This window comes from Emticicia fluvialis (genome assembly GCF_024793945.1).
GTDB lineage: Bacteria > Bacteroidota > Bacteroidia > Cytophagales > Spirosomataceae > Emticicia > Emticicia fluvialis.
This window is the reverse complement of record NZ_JANUSD010000001.1, coordinates 131,524-153,690: the sequence shown is the minus strand read 5'-3', so window position 1 is coordinate 153,690 and position 22,167 is coordinate 131,524. Positions and strand designations below refer to the sequence as shown.

The window sequence follows — 22,167 nt, the reverse complement described above, 5'->3', positions numbered from 1 at the left end:
CCAAATCTGTACCTGGCCTGGGGCTTTGTCAAAAATATTATTTTACATTGAATGCTCCTGAGTAGGTTGAAGGCTCCGGCGACTTGTACAACTGGCCATTCAGCGTTAAACCATTAGCAAAATTTCTTTTGAAATTAGTAATACCTTTACCCAGTACTGGTGAACCTGTTTGGAGTCTGAAATCCCAGTTGGAATCGAAATTACTATCTTTTGCGGTACTTACAGGATAATTAACAAATTTCGGGTCATTGTCTCCGGCCGTTTTACTGATTACATCACTGGTACCGGCAATGATTTCTGAACTTGGCTGAAACTGGTTTACGCCATCCTGATAGAAACCGTAATAATAGGTATTTGTAAATACTGAACGATTATCCTCAGGCTTTTTAGTATCTCTTTTAATTCCGAACCGGCAATTAACCAGCAGGTTGTTATGTAATTCTACATTGGCGCTTGCCTCTACCCATATTGATCCGCCTTTTACTGAAGGTCTTCTCCAGCCATTGTTTACAAACGTATTATTGTAGCCTACAATAAATAACTGCGGTGTTCTTTCGCCAACATTTGATAACTTTAAACCATTGGTATTGGCGTTATAAACCAAATTGTACGCTACATCTGCATTTACGCCCGATTTAAGGTTGATAGCATCTCCTCCACTTTCGCCGGTGGTATGAAAAATGTTATTAGCAAATATAACGCTCCCGCCCTCAATATAGGTGGCGTCTTCTCCAAAATGGCGGATAGTTGAGTTTTGAACCACCAGTTTACCACTTACATTAGAAAACCAAAGGGCCGGAACGCGCTCGCCGCTGGCTGCTTTATATAAACCCTGCTTTACTGAAGTTGAGGCTTCGGTAGTGGTGGCGCCACCATATTCTAAAATGGTGTTATCCAGTAATAATTCTGCACAGGTTTTAGAGGCCAGAATACCACCCCACAAACGCCCGAAATTATACTTGCCGGTTCTGGCGGCTTCTATAACTGTAAACTTTACAGGTTTTTCTTTAGTACCAACCGAGTATAGATTACCATGCACAATAAACTCTGGTTTGGCTACTGTATCCATTACTACAGTAACTCCTTCCTGAATAATCAGGCTTTTACCGGCAGGTACCACGATGTCGCCTTTTACGGTAACTATCGAATTTTTAGCCCATGTACCAGACACTTCTCCTGTTACGCTCAGCTCATCCGGTTTGGTACCTGTCTGAGGGTCGTTAGTAACTTCATCTTTGTCGCAGCTGGTAATAAATGCTGAAGCAAGCATTAATAAAAAAAGAACTCTTTTCATTTTCGTTGGAATTTGCATTGAAGGATAATTACATTTTAAATCTTAAGCCTATCAGGTAGTTTCGCTGGTAATAATCTTCCCGTATCAGGGTTTTATTTTTGCTGTTTATATCCTGATAAATATTGGCGTTCTGCGGATTGGTATTCTTAATAAACACACGCATGGGGGTATCAAGCAGGTTATTTGCCTTTACATAAATAACCCAACCTGAGCCGATTGCTTTTTCGACCGAGGCATCCATCTGCACAAATGCGCCCTGCCATAAGTCGTTGTTCAGAAACTGAGATACCGTATTGATGCGGTCGCCGGTGTAAGAGGCCGCCAGTTGGGCATCCCAACCTGCTTTAGTGTCTTTGAAGAGTAATGAAATATTACCCACATTGGCAGCCTGCCCGTATAAAGGGCGTGTTTGCGCTATATTTTTCGAGCGCAAATTGCCATTCTGGTCTCTTTCTCTGATAATCTTCTGGGTAGTTATTGAAGAATGGGTGTAGGTATAATTGGCCTTTAGGCCAAATTTCCGGAAGTATTTGATGAGGTCGAGTTCGAATCCATAGTTGGTGGCATTACCATAATTACCCGGCGAATAAAACACATCTTGCCCACGGGTGGCGTCTACACTAAGCGCATACTCAATGGGGTCTTTAATATACTTGTAAAACAAACCCAGCATAGCCTGGTCTGCCTGCGTCGGAAAAACCTCATAGCGCAGGTCAAAATTATCAGCAATGGCTCTTTTTAAATCCGGGTTCCCTCTTTCCTGAAACTCTTCATTGACTACCTTACCCGGCACAAGTTCAAAAAACCCGGGGCGATTGATTGACCTGAAGTAAGAACCCCTGACAAACTGTTTGCGTTTTAACTCATATTTCAGATTCAGACTCGGCAGTACATCTGTATAAATCTGTTCTCCCTTGGGTCGAAGCTCCCCTAACGGAACCCGCATATCATAGCCCTGATTGGTATGTTCTACCCGTAGCCCGCCAATTAGCTGCAAACGGGTAAGCTGCCATTTGGCCATTACATATTCTGCCAGAATTTGCTCTGATGCCCTGTACGAAAGTGCATTAGCTACCGAACCACGCGGATTCTCCAAATTCCATGCGATGTCTGCATATTCCTGATAATCTTTTCCATAAAGTGCAAAAGGATTTGAAGGCTTAAACACATAGTTATTGTAGAAATTATTGCGGCTTTTATTTCTGTATAAACCTCCGGCTGAAATATCCGCTTTGCTCATTTTATAAACCAGATTCAGGTATCCGGCCAAATCATAATCTGCGTTATGCTCCCATCTTCTGGTATATTGCTGAGGATACGTGCGTGTCTCGGCAAAGTTCTCGCGTTTGCCTAAAAGCTCAATGCTGGTGTTATCAGGCACCTTATTGGTAGCTAAGGAATATACCGCCGACCAGTTGAGGTTCAGTTTTCTGAGCAGCTCATGGCTACCCTGCAAAGTGCTGTTAAAAATCTGCTGTACTGTCAGGCGAGACCGCGTGCTGTAAGAAAGCCCTGCATTGCCTTGGTCAGGGTCGTATCCGCCTGATGAATATTCGGTGTTTTTGGTATCTCTGACCTGCTGATTAGACAAATACAGATAAGCATTATACCATTGAAATTTATGTCGGATGTTGGGTTTGTAATCCAGCTTTGCATGTAGCCCGTACCGCCCCTGCTGTTCAGCGTATTTTCGTTCAGCAAGGCTTGTGAGGCGGGAAGACAGCTCGGTGTCATAAACGGTTGATGAGTAAAAAAGGCTGTTACTGCCTCTATAGGTATTCTGGAAACTACCCGCAACCACTGCACCCAGTTTGTTATTCAGAAAACGGTTACCAAAAGAAAAACCCCCGACAATATTGGGCAAAGGTTTTGCAGACCGATACTGAATAGTGGTTTTAGGAAAATTAGCTACTGTGGCAGAATAGTCTTTCCCGAATTGTTCGTAAGGAGACTTAAAATTGATATCCTTTAATGAATAACTCATAAAGTCTCTGTTCAAAAAAAGCTCGTTATAACCCGTTGCCAGATTTAACTTTATTTCGCGGTTGTCAGGTGCGTCTTTCATAACCATGTTCACCACACCTCCCACCGCATCACCTTCCAGGTCAGGTGTCAGGGTTTTGGTTACTTCAAGCCGCCCCAGTAATTCTGACGGAAAAATATCCAGTGGCACATACCGGTACTTATTATCAGGGCTCGGAATCTTAACTCCATTTACAAGTGTATAATTATAACGCTTATCCATTCCACGCAGAATCGCGTACTGGCCATCACCGTTGCTGTTTCTCTCAATAGAAACACCCGACACCCGCTGAATCAGATTGGCCACTGTCAGGTCAGGCGATATTTCAATGGCTTTGCCTGACACAATGTTCATTAGCTGACTGGCGTTTCTCTCCAACTGCCGGGCCATTAACTCAGTTGATTTATCAGCAGTGCCTATCACCACCACCTCATTGAGCGTACGCTGGCTGTCGTCTTCCAAGGTAATGTTAACAACCATATCTGCCTGCAAAAGCTTAACTTTTAATGTTACCGGCTGATACGACACATAGGTAACCTGTAGCTGATATTCGCCGGCCGGTACATTTTTAAGCATGTAAGACCCATCCAGGCCCGAAATGGCATAAAAAGGCTGGTTCAGTAACCTTATAGAAGCGCCAATTAATGGTTCGCCGGTGGTTTTGTCTGTAATTACACCCTTAAGTGTGAAAGCAGATACCTTAAATGCAGTTAAAAGAAAAACTAGGATAAAAATTCTGGCCATCAGGCAGCATTATTAATTACTATGGTAATAAAAATGCAAAAGTCGATAGCAAGAAAAAACTAATGGCTAAGAGATTGTGAAGATATTATTAATAAAATCGGCAAAAATTAAATTACTGTAAACTCTCACTGCCCGCGGTAGAAATGACGGGCCATTACCACAAAAAACCCCGGTAAATGAAGGGTATCCATTTACCGGGGCTGCGTTTCAATCAAAAAAAACCTTATTGCTGTTGCTTCTTCTGTTGCTGTTTATCTACTATAACACCAGTAATGGCTCCGGCACCCGCGCCTACACCGGCGCCTATCAGCGCCCCTTTGCCTTTTTTATCTTTAGCAATAGCCACACCCGTTAATGCACCTACACCGGCGCCAATCAAAGCACCTTTGGCCGCATTACTCATTCTCTTTTTGTTAGAGGTCTGAGAAACCGGAACGTAATCTGCAGACGACCCGCTGCTGCCATTAGAAGCATATTTATACGATGACCCGCTTTTTGCTCTGGTTGCCTTTTGGGCTTCCAGTTTACGCTCCTCTTCTTCTTTCACCACATTCATCGAGTCTATGGTAGCTTGTTTTACGCGCTCAAGTTCTACCACCTGGTTCACCGAATCAATGGCTGCCTGTCTTGCGGCTTGTATTTCTTTTTCTGTGTTTGCCTTATTATTACAACTCATTGTAAACCATACAAGTGAGATGCCCAACAATACATTTTTCATAAGCTTTTAATTTAGTAGTATTTTTTTTGACAATGGTTATTCAGAAAGGCTTAATATTTAATGTTCTGCCGCCTGCCTATTTGCAGACTACCAATAAAAAATGTAAGCCGGGCATAAGCCGTCCTACTTGGCCTGAGCATCAAAACAAGCCATAAAACACTGAATACAAGACACTTAAACACAAACAAAAAAATGAATATTGCACAGTAAACTGCACCAGATATGCCAGACTAATGTGTAATTTCGGGGAAGTTTTTCCACAAAAAAGCATATCAATACGTATAAGCTGATGAAAACCCTTTTACAAAAAGTACAACTTCGAAGACGTATCAGCTTGTTAAGCAGATAAAACCAGGTATCAGGAGGTTGGTTTTGTGCCACTTTGGCTTAACAAAAACATAATATGTTTAATCGAAACAAGTCATTTATTTTTGTCAAAAACATTACCTTATGTATCCAATCAGATTAGTCGTTTTTGATATGGCCGGTACTACCGTTCAGGACAAAAAAGAAGTAGAAACCTGCTTTGCCAGAGCCTGTGAGTACGTTGGTCTAAACGTTACCGCTGAAAGAATCCTGGCCCTGCAGGGTTACTCAAAGATTGAGGTTTTCAAAATGTTATGGGAAGAAAAAACAGGCAAAGACCACCCCGAATATCAAGAAAACGTTATCTATTCTTATGACTATTTCAGGCTGATTCTGGAAGAACACTATCGTACACATGAGGTGCTTCCGACAGAGGGATGTCTGGAACTATTTGATTTCCTACGTAAGAATAATATTAAAATAGCGCTTACCACCGGCTTTTACCGGGTTGTAACCAATATCATACTGGGTAAACTGGGCTGGCTGGACGGACTGGAGTTTAACTATGTGAATACTTCTGGCAGGTCTGTTATTGATGTATCTATCGCCAGCGATGAGGTGCCTAAAGGCCGGCCAGAGCCATACATGATACAAAAAGCCATGAAATTAATGGGCGTAACAGACCCCTACGAAGTAATTAACATTGGCGATACCCCTTCTGACCTCAAGTCAGGCGTTAGAGCCGGATGTCGCCTGTCTTTAGGTGTGGTTAATGGTACACATACCCGCCAGCAGCTGAGTATTATACGCAATGATGGTCTTCTGGACTCTCTGAAAGACCTGAAAGACACTATCATCAACCTGGGCGTTCTTAACGAAGCATAAATGAAAAATTTTGACTTAATAGTAGTAGGTAGCGGTATTATGGGGGCTTTTCATGCTTACCATGCAGCTAAAAAAGGCAAAAAAGTACTGATTATTGAAAAAGATAATTTTCCGGTTAGCGCTACGGTTCGTAATTTCGGACAAGCCGTGCCATCAGGTTCGGCCGGAAAATGGTTCGATTATGGCCGCAGAAGCCTGGAAATCTACAAAGACATACAACAACAGTTTGATATATCTGTCAGAAAAAACGGCACCATTTACATTGCCTCTGACGACACCGAATGGCAGCTGGCTAATGAACTCTTTGATATTCATCAGCGCCAGGGTTATGAATGCTCTTTGCTGTCGAAAAGACAATGCCTTGATTTATACCCGGAACTGAAGCAGGACTACGTGCGAGGGGCCATTTATTACCCTAACGAAGTAAGCGTAGAGCCGAACCTGCTTATTTACAGAATTATACAATACCTGCAAGAACAACTGGGCGTTATGTACCTTAACAACACCAGTGTTATCAACTGTACCGATATTTCTGGCAAGGTGGTGGTTACGACCGCAGGCTCACAGCTTTACTCGGCAGATAAAGCCATTATTTGCAGCGGATATGTATTCAACCTGCTTTTTCCTGAAATATATGCTCAAAGCGGTATGGTTGTGAGCAAACTGCAAATGCTACAGACCGTGCCATTGGCCAACGTAAGCATTAAGGGCAACATACTTACCGGGCTCTCTATACGCCGTTATGAGTCGTTTGAGCAATGCCCTTCATTCAAAAACATCACTACTCCTGAACATTACTCAGAACTAAAAAAGTGGGGTATCCATATTCTGTTCAAGCAGGCCATTGACGGTTCTGTTATCATTGGAGACTCACACGAATACGCTCCCGTAGGCCGTACCGATGAACTAGGTTTTGATACCCAAAACCATATCAACGAACTGATGCTAAAAGAAGCCGCGCGTATAATGAGTTTCCCGGTACGTAAAATTGCCCGTGCCTGGGCTGGATTTTACGCCCAGCACCCTAACGATATTTTTGAGTTTGACATAAGCCCCAATATTCATATCCGCACCGGCATTGGCGGTAAAGGTATGACAACCAGTGCAGGCTACGCCGAAAACATGATTGCGTCGCTTCTATAATCCGGCGTGGCATGAGTATTCGTGCCACGTTCTAAGCTTTTACCGCCCTTTTTCAGTAGTGTTTCTTTCTTCTTGCTTGCAAAGCACACCTGCCTGCTCAGTCCTATAATTTTATTATCAGATTTGTACGGGTCTTTTCAATAGCCTCTGTAATTTTGCAGCACAAAAGTTTTCCATTCATTAATAATCCATTTAGAATATGTCAGCTTGGTATCAAGGAAAGATTCGCTATCAGATTGTAGACGAAAAAGACAAAACAGTGAAAGTGACCGAAGTATATTTAGTAGATGCCGTGTCATATACCGATGCCGAAGCCAGAATCTACTCAGCCGTGGCTGCTAACGTGCCCGAGTTTCATTTGTCAGGCCTGGCCCGCCGGAAATTCCATGAGGTTTTTTTTGTAGAAGACGGCGCCGAAACCTGGTATAAAGTAAAGGTAAACTTCATGAGTTTCGACGAAAAAACACAAAAAGAAAAACGCACGCCATTTAATATGCTGATTAACGCCCAGAACCCGTCTGAAGCCTATAACCTGATTGCTGAAAGACTGGGAACAGTAGAAGATTACCAGATTACCGATATCAACCTTACCAATATTCTGGAAGTACTACCTTATGACGAAGTAGACGAAAAACTGAAAAACGGTAATTTCAAGCCTCTATCTGAGCTATCGGCCAACTAATAAGCCCTCATAAAAAAGGTATTTTTTGCAAGCAGAAAATACCTTTTTTTATGCCTGCCAGCTACACCATTTCAGATTCGGGAGACAGTTTCCACCACACACGGCCGTTTAAATGTTTGTTTGTAAAGTAAATGAGCTGTATAATCAGCAAAACAAACGACACTACCGAAATAATATAACTGAACGTTATAAGTACGTTGACAAACGAAATCTGACGCAGAAAAAACTCACGGTAAAGCAAAAGACAAACGCTGCCCAGATACCCGATGGCGTCGCAGATATACACCAGAAAGCCTACATTTCCTTTTGCTTTAAAAAGGGCTATCAGCCGCTCAAAAACAACGGTCTGTATTAAAAGATAAGGTAAAAACAAACCAATGCCCAGGCTCAGCATCCACAATTTTGCTGAAATCAACTGTTGCTGAAACGCCCATGTGCTACCCCCACAGGCCATTACAGCCAGCAGCATCATCAGCGTAAAGGTCAGGTACGAATAAAAATTATTTCGTATAAACGCTATCAACGCTATCAGACCCACCACAACCAGGCCAATAGTGGTTTCAATCTCTGAAAATATTACCTTACTAAACCCAGGCTCAATCTCGCGCCATATTTCTACTGCAAAATTATCTCTGAAATCTCTCATGGTTGCCATCAGCAAGTACATACCCACAAAGCAGAACAGCCCGATACCAAACTCCCTCACAATTTTGTTTTTATCGTCTGCTGTCATGGCCACGCGCTTGTTACGCAGTTTCAGGTCTTCTGCATTAGGCGGGGGTATCTGAGCCAGCATCCAGACAAAAAACAGAAAAAACGGCAAAAAGATAAGCCCGATTATAAAAGGCAGATGAAACTCCTGAAAATGAAAAGTTTCCTGCAGGTACAGGTAAATGGTCTTTAACACGCCAGAGGTCATTACCAGATTCAGGCTTAACCCTAAGGCAAGAAATTCCGTTAGTTTCCGGCCCTCCAGATAGCTGAAAATCACACCCCATACCATGCCCAGAGGTAACCCATTCATGAATAGAAATATAAAATTGTAAGGAAAAGGCACAAACCCAAAAGCCAGCAGTGCAAGCTCGGCAAAGGCTATCAGGCCAATAATAAGCCATATACGGCTTTTTGATTTTAGCTCGGCTATTACTTTAATACCTATTATTTTAGACAGCATATAGCCAAAAACCTGAGCAATAATCAGGATACTCTTATAGCCTAAGCCCCATAACTGATAGTTTTCATAAAGCCCGGTAGTAAATGGCTTCCGGAATGCATACATACAGAAATACGTACCAAAAGCAGCAATAATGCACCAGATTATTAATAATACCTCAGATTTTTCCAGGATTTTCTTCACAGGTTTCATTACTTAATTGAACCTGTAAGTTCGATATCCAATATAAACTCATCGTTACGGAAATATTAAATAAACTCTATGTAGAATTAATTCTACATAGGCTATACGTACTAATCCACATAAACAGCCATATTTGTGTGCATTATACTACCTTATTAAACTGGACAATTTTTTTGAAGTAACCGGTAGACATATCAGTCAGAAACTTAATCAAACAAAACCATGGACCTGAATTCTATAAAATTACCTGTTTACCTGAAATTTGCACAAATTGTGATGGGGCTTGTGGCTTTTTTTTATATTCTTTACGTTGGCCAGAACATCATTATACCATTTATTCTGGCCGTGGTTATTGCCATACTGCTTAACCCTGCCGTTAATTATTTATGCAGTAAAAAATTGAACAGAATTCTGGCAATCAGCCTGGCTATTTTTGCGGGATTTATTCTCTTAGCCGTAGTACTGTTTTTTATTGGCTCGCAACTGGTTATGTTCAGCGACACTTTCCCGCAGTTCAAGCAAAAATTTGATGCGCTGTCGGTAGAAGCTGTTAACTGGGTAACCCAAACCTTTGGCCTCAGTAAAACCAGATTGCAGGAAATGCTAACCAATATAAAAACCGAAGGCATGAAGAATGGCACCGTGGTAGTTACCAAAACCCTAGGGGCCATGAGCAATATTTTTGCGTTGTTTGTGCTGCTACCGGTTTATATATTTCTGATACTATTCTATAAATCGCTGCTGCTTGAGTTTATATCGATGCTGTTTCATAATGCTAAAAAACATATTGTAGAAGAAGTTCTGGTTGAAACAAAAGCCCTTATTCAAAGCTACCTGATGGGCTTGCTGATTGAAGCCGTTATTGTATCGGCGCTTTTCTCGGTTGGTCTTTTGTTGCTGGGCATTGAATATGCTATTCTGATAGGTATTATTGCTGCCATACTTAACCTGATACCTTATATCGGTAACCTGATAGCGATGGTTTTCCCGATTACTGTGGCGCTTACCAACAAAGAGCCTACTTATGTTCTATGGGTAATTATCCTTTTTTCAACCGTGCAGTTTATTGACAATAACCTGATAGTACCTAAAATAGTAGCAAGCAAGGTAAAGGTAAACGCGCTTATTTCTATAATAGTGGTGCTCATTGGCGGAGCCCTATGGGGTATTGCAGGCATGTTTCTTTCTATACCGCTTACGGCGATACTAAAAGTAATTTTTGACAGAATAGATGACCTGAAGCCTTTTGGTTTTCTGATTGGCGACGACCAGCCACCCGTCAGCAAAATTGCCTTTAATCTTAAAAGTGGCAGCAAAAGGTCTAAAGCTAAATAAGATTAATTGCAATTACGACGCACAATTTTGCTGTCAATTACAAGATAAAGATATTATCTTAAGCTGGTTATTAATTTAAGCTAATATCTTTACATTTGTTATTAAAACTTAAAAGCTGTACTACTCAAATATGATAAGGATCTTTACCTTAACTTTAGCTGCCTCAATTTTAACAATTAAACTGTTTTCACAGGACATTTACAGACCTGCAAAAATTGTTAATTTAAAAGGTGATACTTCTCAAGTAATACTTTCAAATTTCTCCACCACATCAAAAATCAGTTATAAATTAACTTCAAATGACAAGGCTGTAGAGGTATCGCCAAATTCAATAAAAGGCTACATTACTAATGGCAATATTTACTTATCAAAAGAAGTGTATTCCTCTTCTTACAGAGTCGACAACTCTTTTAGTGAATTCCCATTCATAAAATCAGGATCGTTGATTTTAAAAAACAACCAGGTTCAACCGCATAGAGAACATTTGTACTTAAAATTACTTGTAAAAGGTGAAGTTAGTTTATATCAACTAACCACCCAAAATGATATAAATCAATTCTATATAGAAAAGGATGAAAAAATGCATGAGTTACCTCCTGTTTATTATGATTTCAAACCGGATAGTATCCGTAATAATGGATTCTTTATCATAAAAGGTCAGTATTATCAAACTAACAGGTTTAGAGGTGGATATATTGAGCAAAAACCTTTTACTGATACCTTAGATAGCATTTTGTTTGAAAACAAATTTGCACTGGAAAACGGCATTAAACAGTCTTTAAAGACCCTTAATTACACAGCTAAAGATTTAATTGCCTTCATTGTAAACTATAATACATTATACACCGAAACAAAACCTGAAATTATTTTTCAAAAGAAAAAATTAGGTAAGATTTATTTCGGTTTTACGGCTGGAGGCACAATTCCTATCAAAGACCGTTTTACAAGTGCTGAAACAAAATTCACAAATGCATGGAACTATAACATTTATGTTCTCATCCCAAATTACGGTAAAAACCAAAATATTTTTTACAAATTGGGTTTCCATTATTATAGTTATTCTTTGCTAAACACCGATAAAAATACTACTCAGAAAATCGAACGGGAAATTGCCTCAATTGCTTTAGGGGTTCGTTATGCATCATTAAAAGGAGAATTTCGCCCTTATGCCGGATTCTCGGCAACTTTCACTCAGCAAAAGGCTGACGGAGTTAAGCTTCTTCCCAAATTTCCACTTGTTTTTGAACTAGGTGGAATAATTCCGCTTAAAAGAACCAATATTGTTTTTCAAACAAATTTTTCCCCATTACTTAATCATAAACAAAACTGGTTTAAACAATTGAGTTACGGTGTCGGTCTGATGTTCTGAATTGTTGCAAAAGCGAGACTAACTCAAAAAGAAAAAGTCAGAAGCAACGCCTCTGACTTTTCTGATTTAACACCAATATGAATCTGCTGATTCAATTCTCAACCAAAGGGCTGATAATCTTCTAGTTATAAAACTAATGTCTTTTTATTGTATAGATTCAGAAGTGGGTGCCACCCATTCATTCAGTTTTTTATCATAAACCAAATGGGCATCCGGCCATTCTACGTAATGCTTCATGGTCAGGTATTTATTCAGGTTTCCGGTCTTTATCAGTTCTTTGAACAAGAATCTGCCTCTTTCCTTTACCAGTTTTTCGTCCAGATGAGGTGTATTAACTACCTCTTCAAAATTGGTCGGCATCAGGTTTTTCCCTAGTTTGTATCTTCCTATCACTCCGCGCTTATAGGGTAGATTACCTACTGGGCGTATCACAAAAAAATAATGGGTGCTATCCGGGCCGATATAATAGTTTTCAATGCTGAATTTTGGCAGAGCTGCAACATAGAAATTCCTGAACCGGGGTTGGAATCTTGTCTGATTGGTTGATTGAGGCGCCTTACTATAAATATAGGTTACGATATTTGTCAGTAAAGTATCTTGTTGTGCTGTGTCAAAATAATGATTGACCTTATACTTGTCTGCCTGGCACGAAACCGCAATCAGACAAATAAATATCCATAAACTCTTTTTCATATTGGTGTTGATGTAAACTTAAAAAACAAGGGGCGGGTACTCCCTACCCCTTGTTTCTTCAAAGAAATATTACTTGATATAAACTACCGCGCTAGGGTTAAACTCTGCCCAGGTGGCTGTCCAGTCTGTATCTTTAAATGCACCTACGTAATCGGTAGCAGTAAAGAACGCAGGCAAGGTTACAGTTGTAGTACCTTTAGTGATAGCATCTGTTGCAGATGTAGTAATAGTAAACGTTGGGCGACCCGCACCAAATACAGTATTGCTGATACCAGTGGTGGTCCACGAAGCTAAGGCTTTATTACCCGCCAAAGAAGCAAACCACTCAGATGGCTTTTGTGTACCAATAGTTAAAGCAGCAGCAGGCGTAGAGGTGTTTACGTCACGCACTGCAAAACCTTGCGGTTGTGTAGCAGCACCTTGTCCGTATCCATTGGTACCCCAGCCAGTTACACCGGCAAGAACCACATTGTTTAATACCAACGAACCAGCAACTGCGTTAGCGGCAGTAGTAGAACCGTCAATATAAACACCATTAGGGTAACCCGTAACAAATGTGTTATAAACCTTGATTTTATTGTTACGACGCAAGTGCATACCATTCTGGAACAATGTGCTGATAAATGTCTCCTGGCTTTGTTTGGCACCAATCAATGATACGTTAGCCAATGTTGGCGATGTGAAAGGCTCGGCTGACGTTCCCTGACCATCGTTATCTACTTCAAATCCGTTTGAACCAGACTGGTCAGCACTTGTAGCGCCACGCAGACCCACTGCAAACTGAATGTTTCCTCTAAAACCGTTGTCCATATCAAAATCATCGTCAAGACCTCTGTAAGCTACCAGATATTTTGCATTTACAGTACCACCAAACCACTCGTAAGAGTCGTCGCCACCATAAGAAGCCTGTAAATACTCTAGTGATGTACCACTACCTACTGAACCAAAAGTAAATGAGTTGATTTCCTGATTCGGGTTGATAGGCACACCTGCATATTCAACACGAACATATTTCAAGCTACCAGAGTTGTCAGCATCATCGCTGCCACCATGCCATGCTTTGTAGCTACCTTCAAGCTGAGCAGTACCACCAGGCAGGTTGTTTTTTGCTTTACCGCAAATTACCAGGCCACCCCAGTCGCCGGCTTCACGCTCACCTACACCACGTTCAGATGTAAACACGATAGGCTCAGAAGCTGTACCGTTAGCAATAATTTTGCTACCACGTTGGATAATCAAAGTACCTTTGGTAGAACGCTCACCGATAATAACTGTACCAGCCTCAATGGTAAGGGTTCCGGTTGCAACTCCGGCAGCAGCGGTTTCGGTGGTGTCGCCACCTACACGTACAAAGCCAGACAATTTGTAGATTTTATCTTTTGTCCAGCTGATGTTGCCGGTTAAAAGTCCTTTTACTGTAACCACTTGTTTAGGCGGAACAGCCGTTACTTTTACTGTAAATGTAACCGGAGCTGATGCCTGGTTCTTAGTGTCTGTTGCAATAACAGTAAAGTTTACTGTTGTACCAGAGGCCAGACTTTCAATAGTATATTCTTTCGTGTAATTGTCTGAAGTTGCTCCGTCTGTATAAGTTTTTGTATCAAAAGCGGCTCCGTTTTTCAAAACTGTAAGAGTTTTCAAACCAGCCGGTGCACTGATAGAAGCCGTAACGTTTACTTTTGCTCCTGGAACACCAGATGCCTCAGCACCTGCCGATGCAGTTGGCGCCGGGAAAACTTCTTCATCTTCTTTACATGCGTTCAGTACAAACACAGCCGAAACTGCCATTGCACTTGCTGCAAACAATCGAGATAATCTGGAAAATTGCATGATTATTGGGGTTTTAAATGTAAATCCTAAAATGTTTACTTGATATATTGATATTCGATTTGCTAATTATTTGCCACTCAAAGTGTAGCTTACACCCAGAGAGAATAATCTGCCTGGTTTGTATTGCTGCATGATTTCATCATTTTTACGGTCAAACTTACCGTCCTGATTACCGTCTTGCAGAATTAAGGCTGCCTGATTGAAGATGTCGTTTATACCACCTTTGATAACAAATCTGCTACCTACACCCTTAGAGAAAGTAAGGTCAAGCACGTTTCGTGGCATTTCGTATAGGTCGGGGTATCCCAGAAAACCTACGGCAAAAATTCTTTTGCCTATTACGTTGTAGAGAATATTTACCTGGAAATCTCTTTCCTGATCATTGTAGTTTATACCTGTGTTTACGATGTAAGGAGACTGCCCCTGCAACGGACGATTATTTGATTGCCCCACCGCACCTTCCCTTAGTTTTACTTTACTTACAATCAGAGTGGTATTAAAAAGCACACTTACCCTTTCAAGGAATCTTGAAGAAGTAATACTTGCCAGCCCTTTCTTTATTTCAAGCTCAACCCCTGTACTTCTGGCACTCTGGGCATTTTTATAAATAAAGGTTTTGGCACCTAATGAGCCACTACCTGCTTCTACTTCAATTTCAATCGGGTTTCTGAAATCCTTGTGGAATACTGCAAAACTAACTACCTCGGCAGGTGTAGGGTAGAATTCCCAACGGGCATCAAAATTATTCACTGTTGAAATCTTAAGGCCGGTGTAGCCTTCATATACTACGTTGAAATCAAAATCATAGAACGAGAAAGGCGCCAGCTCTCTGAACTCCGGACGGTTAATGGTTTGTCCGTAAGCAGCTCTTACAAGCATTTTCTCATTAAAGTTGTAAGAAAGGTTGGCCGATGGCAAAATACTTAAAACCGGGTTTTTAACCGATACCTTGGCTCCGCCAATAAAAGCACTCTCTAAGCTTTGCGTATTGTCTTCTGCCCTAACACCACCAATGATATTCAGCTTTTTGCTTAGCGGAATATTGGCATTTGCATAGTAGGCCAACAACTTGTTACCCGCAGTGTACGAGTCGTTCGGGTTAGTCTGCTCGTCAATTCTGATACCGTTAGTGCCGTTAATATTATTGAAAATAACGTTGATAGGTGCTGTGAATAACTCTCCGTTAAAGTTTGAGCCACGTACGTAGCCCAGGTTTCTACCATTAAAGCTACGGTCTTTCTTCTCATAGAAAACACCGGCTTTCAGTTCCATTTCCGTTTCTTTTTCTTTAGAAAGGGTTACTTTCTGTGTCAGGTTCACAGCGCCGGTATAACCGTTTTCAAGCATTTTAGAGAACCATCTTCCCAGGAAGAACGCCTGCGCAGTACCTATTGGAATATACACAGACTTAGTGCCGCTGGAAGGGTCAACATCCGAACGGTAGCGGCGGTAGTCTGGCTGGTCACGATACGAATGATTATAACCAACTACCCAGTCGATACTGGTTTTGCCATTGGCAAGTGTGTGTTTTCCGGTAAGCTGGCCGGTATAAATACCCCGGTAAACCTGATTGAACGAGTGGTTATCAGGATTATAGTTGGCCTCAATGGCACGGCCTGTACGGCGTGTATAATTGGAATTGCTTAACTGATTAAACAGGTTCTTGAACTCAATAGAATGATTGTCGCTAAGACGAAACGCCCAGTTGTGCATCACACCTACACGGATATTACGGCTATATTGCTGGTCGTTAAAGTTATAGATCGGCGATTGCGTATTGCTGATGTTGGCATTGAAATCGTTACGGTCAATCAAAAAATTGGTACGGGTGTCAGAGTAATTTACTGCCGTAACGTTACCCGCTTTTACTCTTCCGATCGAAAATTTGTAGTTACCTGTAATACCAATTCTTTGGTCCGGCGTTGCCGTAGAGTTTTTGGCAATCCATTCATTTCTCAAAGAACGCCCTGCGGACTCAAGCGCAGCAGGGTTATTGAGTACCTGACTAATGTTGGCCGGAAAATACTTAGGCAGGTCGTAATATCCGTTATTGAACCCTGTCCAGTAATTTTTACCCTGGTTAGGCTGATAAAAGTCTCCGAATGTTGTATTACTACGGTAAGAAGTGCTGTAATCAATTACCAATGAGTTTTTGTCAGGGATATTCTTGGTAAAGATTTTCACAAGACCACCTGCAAATTCACCGGGTAGCTCAGCCGAAGGACTTTTATAAATCAACATCCTGTCAATCTGAGAGCTGGGAATAATATCAAATGAGAAAGACTTAACGTCTGTCTCCATACTGGGTGTAAATGCATTATGAAGCATTACATTGTTGTAACGCTGGTTAAGACCTCTGATATTGATAAATCTGTCTCCAACAATAGTAATACCCGGTACGCGCTTCACTACCTGGGCTGCGTCACGGTCTAGGGTTTTGGCAATCTGCTGTGCCGAAATACCGTTTACCACCATCTGGGCGGCTTTTATTTCTGAAATAACCGACACCTCAGTGTTAGTCAGGCGGCTGGCTGTAACTTTTACTTCCTGTAGTAAGGTTTTTTCTTCTTCAAGGCTGGTGTTTATTTCTGTTATGTTTCCGCTTACAACCGCTACATCAGCCAGAACCCTGTCCTGATACGAAACATAGCTGATAACCACTTTTACTTTTCCGGCCGGTACTTTCGCTATCGAAAAGAAACCGTTAATATCAGTAACTGAACCTAAGGCTGTACCTTCAATTTTAACAGTTGCGCCAATGAGGTCTTCGTTAGTTTTGGCATCCTTGATTGTTCCGCGAATGGTTCCCGTCTGGGCAAAGGCAATAATTGTAGCAAATAACAAAAAAAGAGTAGTAGAAATTTTCTTATTGTTCATATTGGTTTCCGTGTCTTATTTTCACGGTGCAAAACTAGCTTGTCAATATTAAGCAAATGTTAAGTCAATATTATGTGTTAATTATGTTTGGCAAAACCCATAATAATTGCCTTATTTTCAAGATTATAAAGCCCGGCGCCCCAAGGCAAAGAATTTATTATAACCTGAATAGCGATTGTGACGTTTATCACGTTTAAAACCCGAAGGATAGTTTATCTTTGCTGTCTGTTAAATCATATTCAAGAAATGAAAAGACAATTGTATACCTGGCTATTTGCCCTTATAACAACCACACTGGCCTGCTCTGAAAGCCACAGCCAGACCAATAATCTGCCAGCAGCGGCATTTTCGGAGAAAATCAAACAAACGCCCGGCGGTTTGGTGCTGGATGTAAGAACACCGGAGGAGTTTTCGAAAGGACACCTGAAAGATGCCCGCAATGTAAACTGGAAAGACAGCAACTTTGCTGCTGAAGTAGCTAAGATTGATAAAGCCAAGCCTGTTTTTGTGTATTGCCTTGTAGGTGGACGCAGCGCAGCGGCGGCAGCCAGAATGAGAGAAATGGGCTTCAAAAATGTGTATGAGCTGGAAGGCGGCATTATTAAATGGCGGGCAGCCAACCTGCCTGAAACCACTGAAGCCGGTAGCAAGCCTGTAAGTCTAACAAGGCAGCAGTTTAATCAAATGCTTAGTTCGGATAAACTGGTACTGGTTGATTTTTATGCTGACTGGTGCGAACCCTGTAAAAGAATGGAGCCTTATCTGAACGAGATTGCTTCAGAAATGAAGGATAAAGTGCAGGTATTACGAATCAATGCAGATGATAATGCCGAATTGTGCAAAGCGCTGAAAGTTGACGCCCTGCCCGTCTTGCAGCTTTATAAAAACAGTAAAATTCAGTGGACCCACGAGGGTTTTATAGCCAAGACAGATGTAATTAAACAACTGAAATAACAAATAAGCCTGAGCGCAGTAGTGTTCTCAGGCTTATTTTCGTCTATTTCGTAATTTCGAGCTTTTCTCTCAGCACTTTGTCTGCCACAAGCAGCTCAATCCAGTACTCTCCTTTTGGTAGTTTGTTAACGGGCAGCATTTTAATCTGTGTACCCAGGTTTTGTGAGTAGCCTTCAATCAAAGTGGTAATAATCTTCTCATTTTTGTCTTTCAGGGTCAGTTTCACCTGCGACGGCTGATTAATCCGGAAAACAATTTTCCGCTGCTTATCAATATGAGTAGTGTCTGATTTAAAATCGGAAACCGTTTTATCGTCAACTGCCATTCTCGATTTCTGATTGTTTATAAAAGACTGCTGCACGCAACCGGCAATGTCGGCAGTAAAGACCGAATTTTTGTTCACCTCAAACCCCGGCAATAACACAATACTATTACCTGCCGTAAAAGAAATATCTTTTGAGGATGTAGAAACGGTAGTTTGTGCCACAATTGTTCTGGCAGCCTTGTAATCGCCCGAGGTAATAGAACTCTTCTGCAAAGCCAGCGAGTCTGTGGCGCAATTAATACTTACCCCTTTGCAATTACAGTTATTGTCAAACTTATCATTCTGGGTCAGTGGGTCTCCGTCATCGCAGGCTGTTCCTTCCACATCGCAGAGCGAGGCATTGAATGTGATTTTACTGAAACCGGTGCAAGTGGCATCTCCCCAGTTATCTTTTGCTGAAACCAGTATATATCTTGCCCGTACGTCATTCATATTAGGGCCCTCAAAACCGGCGTAGTCGTGGCTGCCCGGTGCCTGCGGCCAGGTGTAATCATTGCCAATTGGCTGCCAGGTTTTGCCGTCTGTTGAGTAATCAACATTTACACTTCTGAACCCTTTACCTGTCTCGCCCGGAACGTTATAGTTCCAGACCCTTGTATCATGAAACACATATAGCTTAGAAAAATCATACAAAATCCAGCTCTTGTTACCGGCTCTGGCGGCATTTGGATTTGCCTTTTGAGTACCACAAGACAACCAGGAGGTTTCGGTGGTAGAGAGGTTGTCTGTTACCCCCTGCGAATCAAACATTTTATACCTGGCGGTTTCGTCTATGCAGTCGGGCCCTGAGCAGGGCGTGCCTACACATTCGCAAATGCCATTGATTTTGTCATTATTGGTATAGGGGTTGCCATCATCACAAGGGGTACCTTGTGCAATGCAGGCTAACTCACATTTGTAGTCGAACAAATAAAAAGCAGGTATGCGCTTCCAGACCTTTTCTTTATAGAAAGGTGTTTTCCAGTAAACATTAAAATGGTCTCTGCTGTTGTTTTCTTTGTTTCTGATTTCATAATAATAGTACTTACCGGCCTGCATATAAACAGGGCCAATGGTTTGGGCCGGGGCATTGTTATGCTCGGTTTCATCAACGCCCTGCATTACCACAGCTTTGTATGTCTGTTTGTGTTCAATTGAGTCATTTTTGCTGAGGTAAAAAATCGTCTGGTTGTCGCCGGTTACATTAAACTCATAATTGCCAGACACCGGCACCGTAATAAAGCCCTGCACGTAGGCACCATAGTTATCAGAAGCATAAATGGGTATGGTGGGTATAGGCCCAAACGCCCCTTTCAGCTTTTCTTTTCTATCAGGCGATAACGGAAATTTAGGCGAATTAACAAGGTCATTTTCAACATAGCTGCCTTTAATGTTATCATAATAATAGGCTTCTGCCAGACCACGCTCGCCCACACAGGCATTTGCAGTTGGGGCAACTCCCACACAGTTGCAGAAGCCATCCTGCTGGTCGTTTTTGGTAAGGGCATTGCCATCATTGCAGAGCGTACCTCTTGGGGGGCAGGCCTGCCCGCAGTTGTATTCGTTTATATTGTTAAAATCAATGATGCTCCAGGCTCCGGTGGGGTTTGAGGCCTTCTTCCACCATAAGGCAAGGTGGTCAGCGCCTGAGGCCTCAAAATTATAGGATTCAAAATAATAATACTGCCCTGCCTTCAGCTGAATAGCCGCTGAGGTCTGGCCTGCCTCTTTACTGTTTTCTTCAGTACCAGTAGCTGACGTAACCTCTGCTATTTTTACTTTATTGGCCGGGTTCTGGTCTGTACTTAAGAAAAAAGTACCTTTGTCGTCGCTGGTAATGTTAAAAAGATACGTTTCGGTTTGCTGAACTTTAATAAAACCGCGTATCATACCAATAAAATAATCGGAGTAATTGACAGGGGCTCTCAGTGAACCCAGTATCTGTGTACCATCGGGCTTGTCGGGGTAGTTTTCAAGAACCGACAAGTCTGTTATGTCTGGTGCACCCTGAACGGCAAAGTTTGCCCAGTAAGACCACTTTACCTGCCCGCCCGGCCCAATGCAGTTTTGCGCAAACAGGCTGCCGGCCGATGTAAACATAATAAAAAACAGTAGTGTAAACGTTCTATTCATAGCATCACTCAATAGGTTAAACACGATTGCGGCTTATCTTCAGTAGAAATGGCACTACCATTCATATTCATAAAGCCGATAGGATAATTGCCCTGGGCATACGCGTAAAAATTACCGATATTGGGCAGCACATAACATAAATCTGCAGGACTTACCCCATACCATAGAGCCATTTCGGCGTATAGTTCATCTGTTGAGACAGACGGAATAAAGTTACCTCTGAACGAAACGTTCTGGCTGTTGTTGTTCAGATTCATACTCGGGTAGGCCCCGTATATTTTACCTCCATTTACACTGCCACCCATAACAATTGAGTTGCCACCCCAGGCGTGGTCAGACCCCATGCCGTTTGATGTAATGGTACGCGCAAAGTCTGAGATAGTAAAGGTGGTTACATTTTCTGCTATGCCCAGCTCAACTGTGGCATCATAAAATGCCTTTAATGCACTGTTTACCATCGGTAGTCTCTGGCTCAGGCCGGTTATCAGGTTGTCGTGCATATCCCAGCCGCCCAGTGTTACAAAAAATATCTGTCTTTTGGCTCCAAGGCTATTGCGTACACTTATTACTTTAGCTACTGCGGCCAGGTCATTGCCTAACGACGAATTAGGAAACTGCGTGGCAAAGTTGGGTATTTTCTTCAAGGCATTTCTGAAAACATCAAAAGAAGAAGCGGCGTTTTTTGAACCCGTGGCATAGGTTTGCTGCAAAAGGTTAGCATAGGTATCACTAATCAGGCTGTCAATAGCCGAATTTCTGAGGTCACTGATCATACCTGAATTGCCCCACCATGACGAAGGCACCAAATCAAGACCTACTGTATTGGCACTTAGATTATTGCTGATTGAATACTCGGAAATGCTTTCGCCGGTCTGGAATACATTTTTACCTCCCAACGAAATATTCATTGATATCTGGTTGTTGGCATTACTGCCATTAAGCAAATCTGCAATGCGCCCACCAACCCCCAGGGCTTTTCTGCTTTGCGGAACAGAAGTTTGCCACTGCATAATCTGGTCTGAGTGAGAATAGATACCTTCCGGTAGTTTTTTCTGGCCACTGCTGAACTCGGTGGCATTCATTACCGGCTGAACCAAAGTTCCGACATTGGCCATAAATGCCAGTTTGCCACTATTATAGAGGTCTTTCAGCCCGCCCATAGCCGGGTGCAACCCAAACGAATCATAGTGACCTGAAATACCCCTGAAGCCGGTAGAGTTTGCGTTGCTTAACGGTAAAATAGAACTTTGAGGGATGGCCAGGTCAGCCCTGGTAGTGGCATAGTCATTATAGCCGTTGTCTACCGTTCCGTTCGGTATCAACAAATTATAGGAGTCAAGACCACCCGCCAGCAACACACACACCAATGCTTTGTAGTCTTCTCCCAGGTCGGTCTTCGAGAATCTCTTATGCCCTATGGCACCGTTAACTGACCCCAGGCTTGTAAGCGTGCTTAACAGGGTGGTAGCTCCCATGGCTGCACAACCGGACTGTTTTAAAAAAGCGCGTCTGTTCATAGC

The 22,167-nt window shown here is 42.0% G+C and carries 15 protein-coding genes; 6 read left to right on the top strand and 9 right to left on the bottom strand.

The genetic code is table 11. The features are described from left to right. Positions 1 to 37: 37 nt before the first annotated feature. The 3 genes from NZ848_RS00620 to NZ848_RS00610 all read right to left on the bottom strand — a co-directional run bounded on the left by NZ848_RS00620 (position 38) and on the right by NZ848_RS00610 (position 4,779). The gene (locus tag NZ848_RS00620; protein ID WP_259013952.1) at positions 38 to 1,294 is read right to left on the bottom strand and encodes a right-handed parallel beta-helix repeat-containing protein; all 1,257 of its coding nucleotides are present in this window, start codon (positions 1,292 to 1,294) and stop codon (positions 38 to 40) included. Positions 1,295 to 1,322: 28 nt separating this feature from the next. Continuing rightward, complete coding sequence (locus NZ848_RS00615) at positions 1,323 to 4,061, bottom strand: TonB-dependent receptor (protein ID WP_259013951.1); 2,739 nt, start codon at positions 4,059 to 4,061, stop codon at positions 1,323 to 1,325. A gap of 223 nt (positions 4,062 to 4,284) precedes the next feature. Continuing rightward, a complete protein-coding gene (locus tag NZ848_RS00610; protein WP_253533063.1) occupies positions 4,285 to 4,779 on the bottom strand; it encodes a YMGG-like glycine zipper-containing protein in 495 nt (164 codons plus the stop codon). Positions 4,780 to 5,229: 450 nt separating this feature from the next. Between NZ848_RS00610 and NZ848_RS00605 the strand changes: the two genes are divergently transcribed. The 3 genes from NZ848_RS00605 (at position 5,230) to NZ848_RS00595 (ending at position 7,795) form a co-directional block, all read left to right on the top strand. Further along, positions 5,230 to 5,970, top strand: a complete 741-nt coding sequence (locus NZ848_RS00605) for an HAD family hydrolase (RefSeq protein WP_259013950.1) — start codon at positions 5,230 to 5,232, stop codon at positions 5,968 to 5,970. Continuing rightward, a complete protein-coding gene (locus NZ848_RS00600; RefSeq protein ID WP_259013949.1) occupies positions 5,971 to 7,113 on the top strand; it encodes a TIGR03364 family FAD-dependent oxidoreductase in 1,143 nt (380 codons plus the stop codon). 199 nt (positions 7,114 to 7,312) lie between these two features. Next, positions 7,313 to 7,795, top strand: a complete 483-nt coding sequence (locus tag NZ848_RS00595; RefSeq protein WP_253533057.1) for a DUF4494 domain-containing protein — start codon at positions 7,313 to 7,315, stop codon at positions 7,793 to 7,795. 61 nt (positions 7,796 to 7,856) lie between these two features. On the opposite strand, the gene NZ848_RS00590 is transcribed toward NZ848_RS00595, so the two are convergent. Next, positions 7,857 to 9,152 carry a DUF5690 family protein gene (locus NZ848_RS00590; protein ID WP_390890839.1) on the bottom strand — a complete coding sequence of 432 codons (1,296 nt, stop codon included), beginning with the start codon at positions 9,150 to 9,152 and terminating at the stop codon, positions 7,857 to 7,859. A gap of 222 nt (positions 9,153 to 9,374) precedes the next feature. Between NZ848_RS00590 and NZ848_RS00585 the strand changes: the two genes are divergently transcribed. Beyond that, positions 9,375 to 10,487, top strand: coding sequence for an AI-2E family transporter (locus tag NZ848_RS00585; protein ID WP_259013948.1), 1,113 nt, complete (start codon positions 9,375 to 9,377; stop codon positions 10,485 to 10,487). A 130-nt stretch (positions 10,488 to 10,617) separates the two neighbouring features. Next, positions 10,618 to 11,856, top strand: a complete 1,239-nt coding sequence (locus NZ848_RS00580; protein ID WP_253533051.1) for a hypothetical protein — start codon at positions 10,618 to 10,620, stop codon at positions 11,854 to 11,856. 144 nt (positions 11,857 to 12,000) lie between these two features. On the opposite strand, the gene NZ848_RS00575 is transcribed toward NZ848_RS00580, so the two are convergent. The 3 genes from NZ848_RS00575 to NZ848_RS00565 form a co-directional block, all read right to left on the bottom strand. Continuing rightward, positions 12,001 to 12,549: a hypothetical protein gene (locus NZ848_RS00575; protein WP_259013947.1), complete on the bottom strand. Its 549-nt coding sequence runs from the start codon at positions 12,547 to 12,549 to the stop codon at positions 12,001 to 12,003. Positions 12,550 to 12,618: 69 nt separating this feature from the next. Beyond that, the gene (locus NZ848_RS00570) at positions 12,619 to 14,379 is read right to left on the bottom strand and encodes an Ig-like domain repeat protein (protein WP_259013946.1); all 1,761 of its coding nucleotides are present in this window, start codon (positions 14,377 to 14,379) and stop codon (positions 12,619 to 12,621) included. A 66-nt stretch (positions 14,380 to 14,445) separates the two neighbouring features. Next, entirely contained in the window at positions 14,446 to 17,256 is a 2,811-nt protein-coding gene (locus NZ848_RS00565) for a TonB-dependent receptor (RefSeq protein ID WP_259013945.1), read from the bottom strand. 246 nt (positions 17,257 to 17,502) lie between these two features. Between NZ848_RS00565 and NZ848_RS00560 the strand changes: the two genes are divergently transcribed. After that, positions 17,503 to 18,210: a thioredoxin domain-containing protein gene (locus NZ848_RS00560; protein ID WP_259013944.1), complete on the top strand. Its 708-nt coding sequence runs from the start codon at positions 17,503 to 17,505 to the stop codon at positions 18,208 to 18,210. 43 nt (positions 18,211 to 18,253) lie between these two features. Here the strand turns inward: NZ848_RS00560 and NZ848_RS00555 are convergent, their stop codons facing one another. After that, positions 18,254 to 20,647: a PA14 domain-containing protein gene (locus tag NZ848_RS00555; protein WP_259013943.1), complete on the bottom strand. Its 2,394-nt coding sequence runs from the start codon at positions 20,645 to 20,647 to the stop codon at positions 18,254 to 18,256. A gap of 8 nt (positions 20,648 to 20,655) precedes the next feature. Beyond that, complete coding sequence (locus NZ848_RS00550) at positions 20,656 to 22,164, bottom strand: DUF1501 domain-containing protein (protein ID WP_259013942.1); 1,509 nt, start codon at positions 22,162 to 22,164, stop codon at positions 20,656 to 20,658. Positions 22,165 to 22,167 lie beyond the last annotated feature (3 nt).

Bases quoted from the DNA above. Each gene is read 5' to 3' on its own strand.
- NZ848_RS00615 (WP_259013951.1), bottom strand. From the start codon at position 4,061: ATGGCCAGAATTTTTATCCTAGTTTTTCTTTTAACTGCATTTAAGGTA.
- NZ848_RS00605 (WP_259013950.1), top strand. From the start codon at position 5,230: ATGTATCCAATCAGATTAGTCGTTTTTGATATGGCCGGTACTACCGTT.
- NZ848_RS00610 (WP_253533063.1), bottom strand. From the start codon at position 4,779: ATGAAAAATGTATTGTTGGGCATCTCACTTGTATGGTTTACAATGAGT.
- NZ848_RS00595 (WP_253533057.1), top strand. From the start codon at position 7,313: ATGTCAGCTTGGTATCAAGGAAAGATTCGCTATCAGATTGTAGACGAA.
- NZ848_RS00585 (WP_259013948.1), top strand. From the start codon at position 9,375: ATGGACCTGAATTCTATAAAATTACCTGTTTACCTGAAATTTGCACAA.
- NZ848_RS00560 (WP_259013944.1), top strand. From the start codon at position 17,503: ATGAAAAGACAATTGTATACCTGGCTATTTGCCCTTATAACAACCACA.
- NZ848_RS00570 (WP_259013946.1), bottom strand. From the start codon at position 14,379: ATGCAATTTTCCAGATTATCTCGATTGTTTGCAGCAAGTGCAATGGCA.
- NZ848_RS00575 (WP_259013947.1), bottom strand. From the start codon at position 12,549: ATGAAAAAGAGTTTATGGATATTTATTTGTCTGATTGCGGTTTCGTGC.
- NZ848_RS00580 (WP_253533051.1), top strand. From the start codon at position 10,618: ATGATAAGGATCTTTACCTTAACTTTAGCTGCCTCAATTTTAACAATT.
- NZ848_RS00565 (WP_259013945.1), bottom strand. From the start codon at position 17,256: ATGAACAATAAGAAAATTTCTACTACTCTTTTTTTGTTATTTGCTACA.
- NZ848_RS00600 (WP_259013949.1), top strand. From the start codon at position 5,971: ATGAAAAATTTTGACTTAATAGTAGTAGGTAGCGGTATTATGGGGGCT.
- NZ848_RS00555 (WP_259013943.1), bottom strand. From the start codon at position 20,647: ATGAATAGAACGTTTACACTACTGTTTTTTATTATGTTTACATCGGCC.
- NZ848_RS00550 (WP_259013942.1), bottom strand. From the start codon at position 22,164: ATGAACAGACGCGCTTTTTTAAAACAGTCCGGTTGTGCAGCCATGGGA.
- NZ848_RS00620 (WP_259013952.1), bottom strand. From the start codon at position 1,294: ATGAAAAGAGTTCTTTTTTTATTAATGCTTGCTTCAGCATTTATTACC.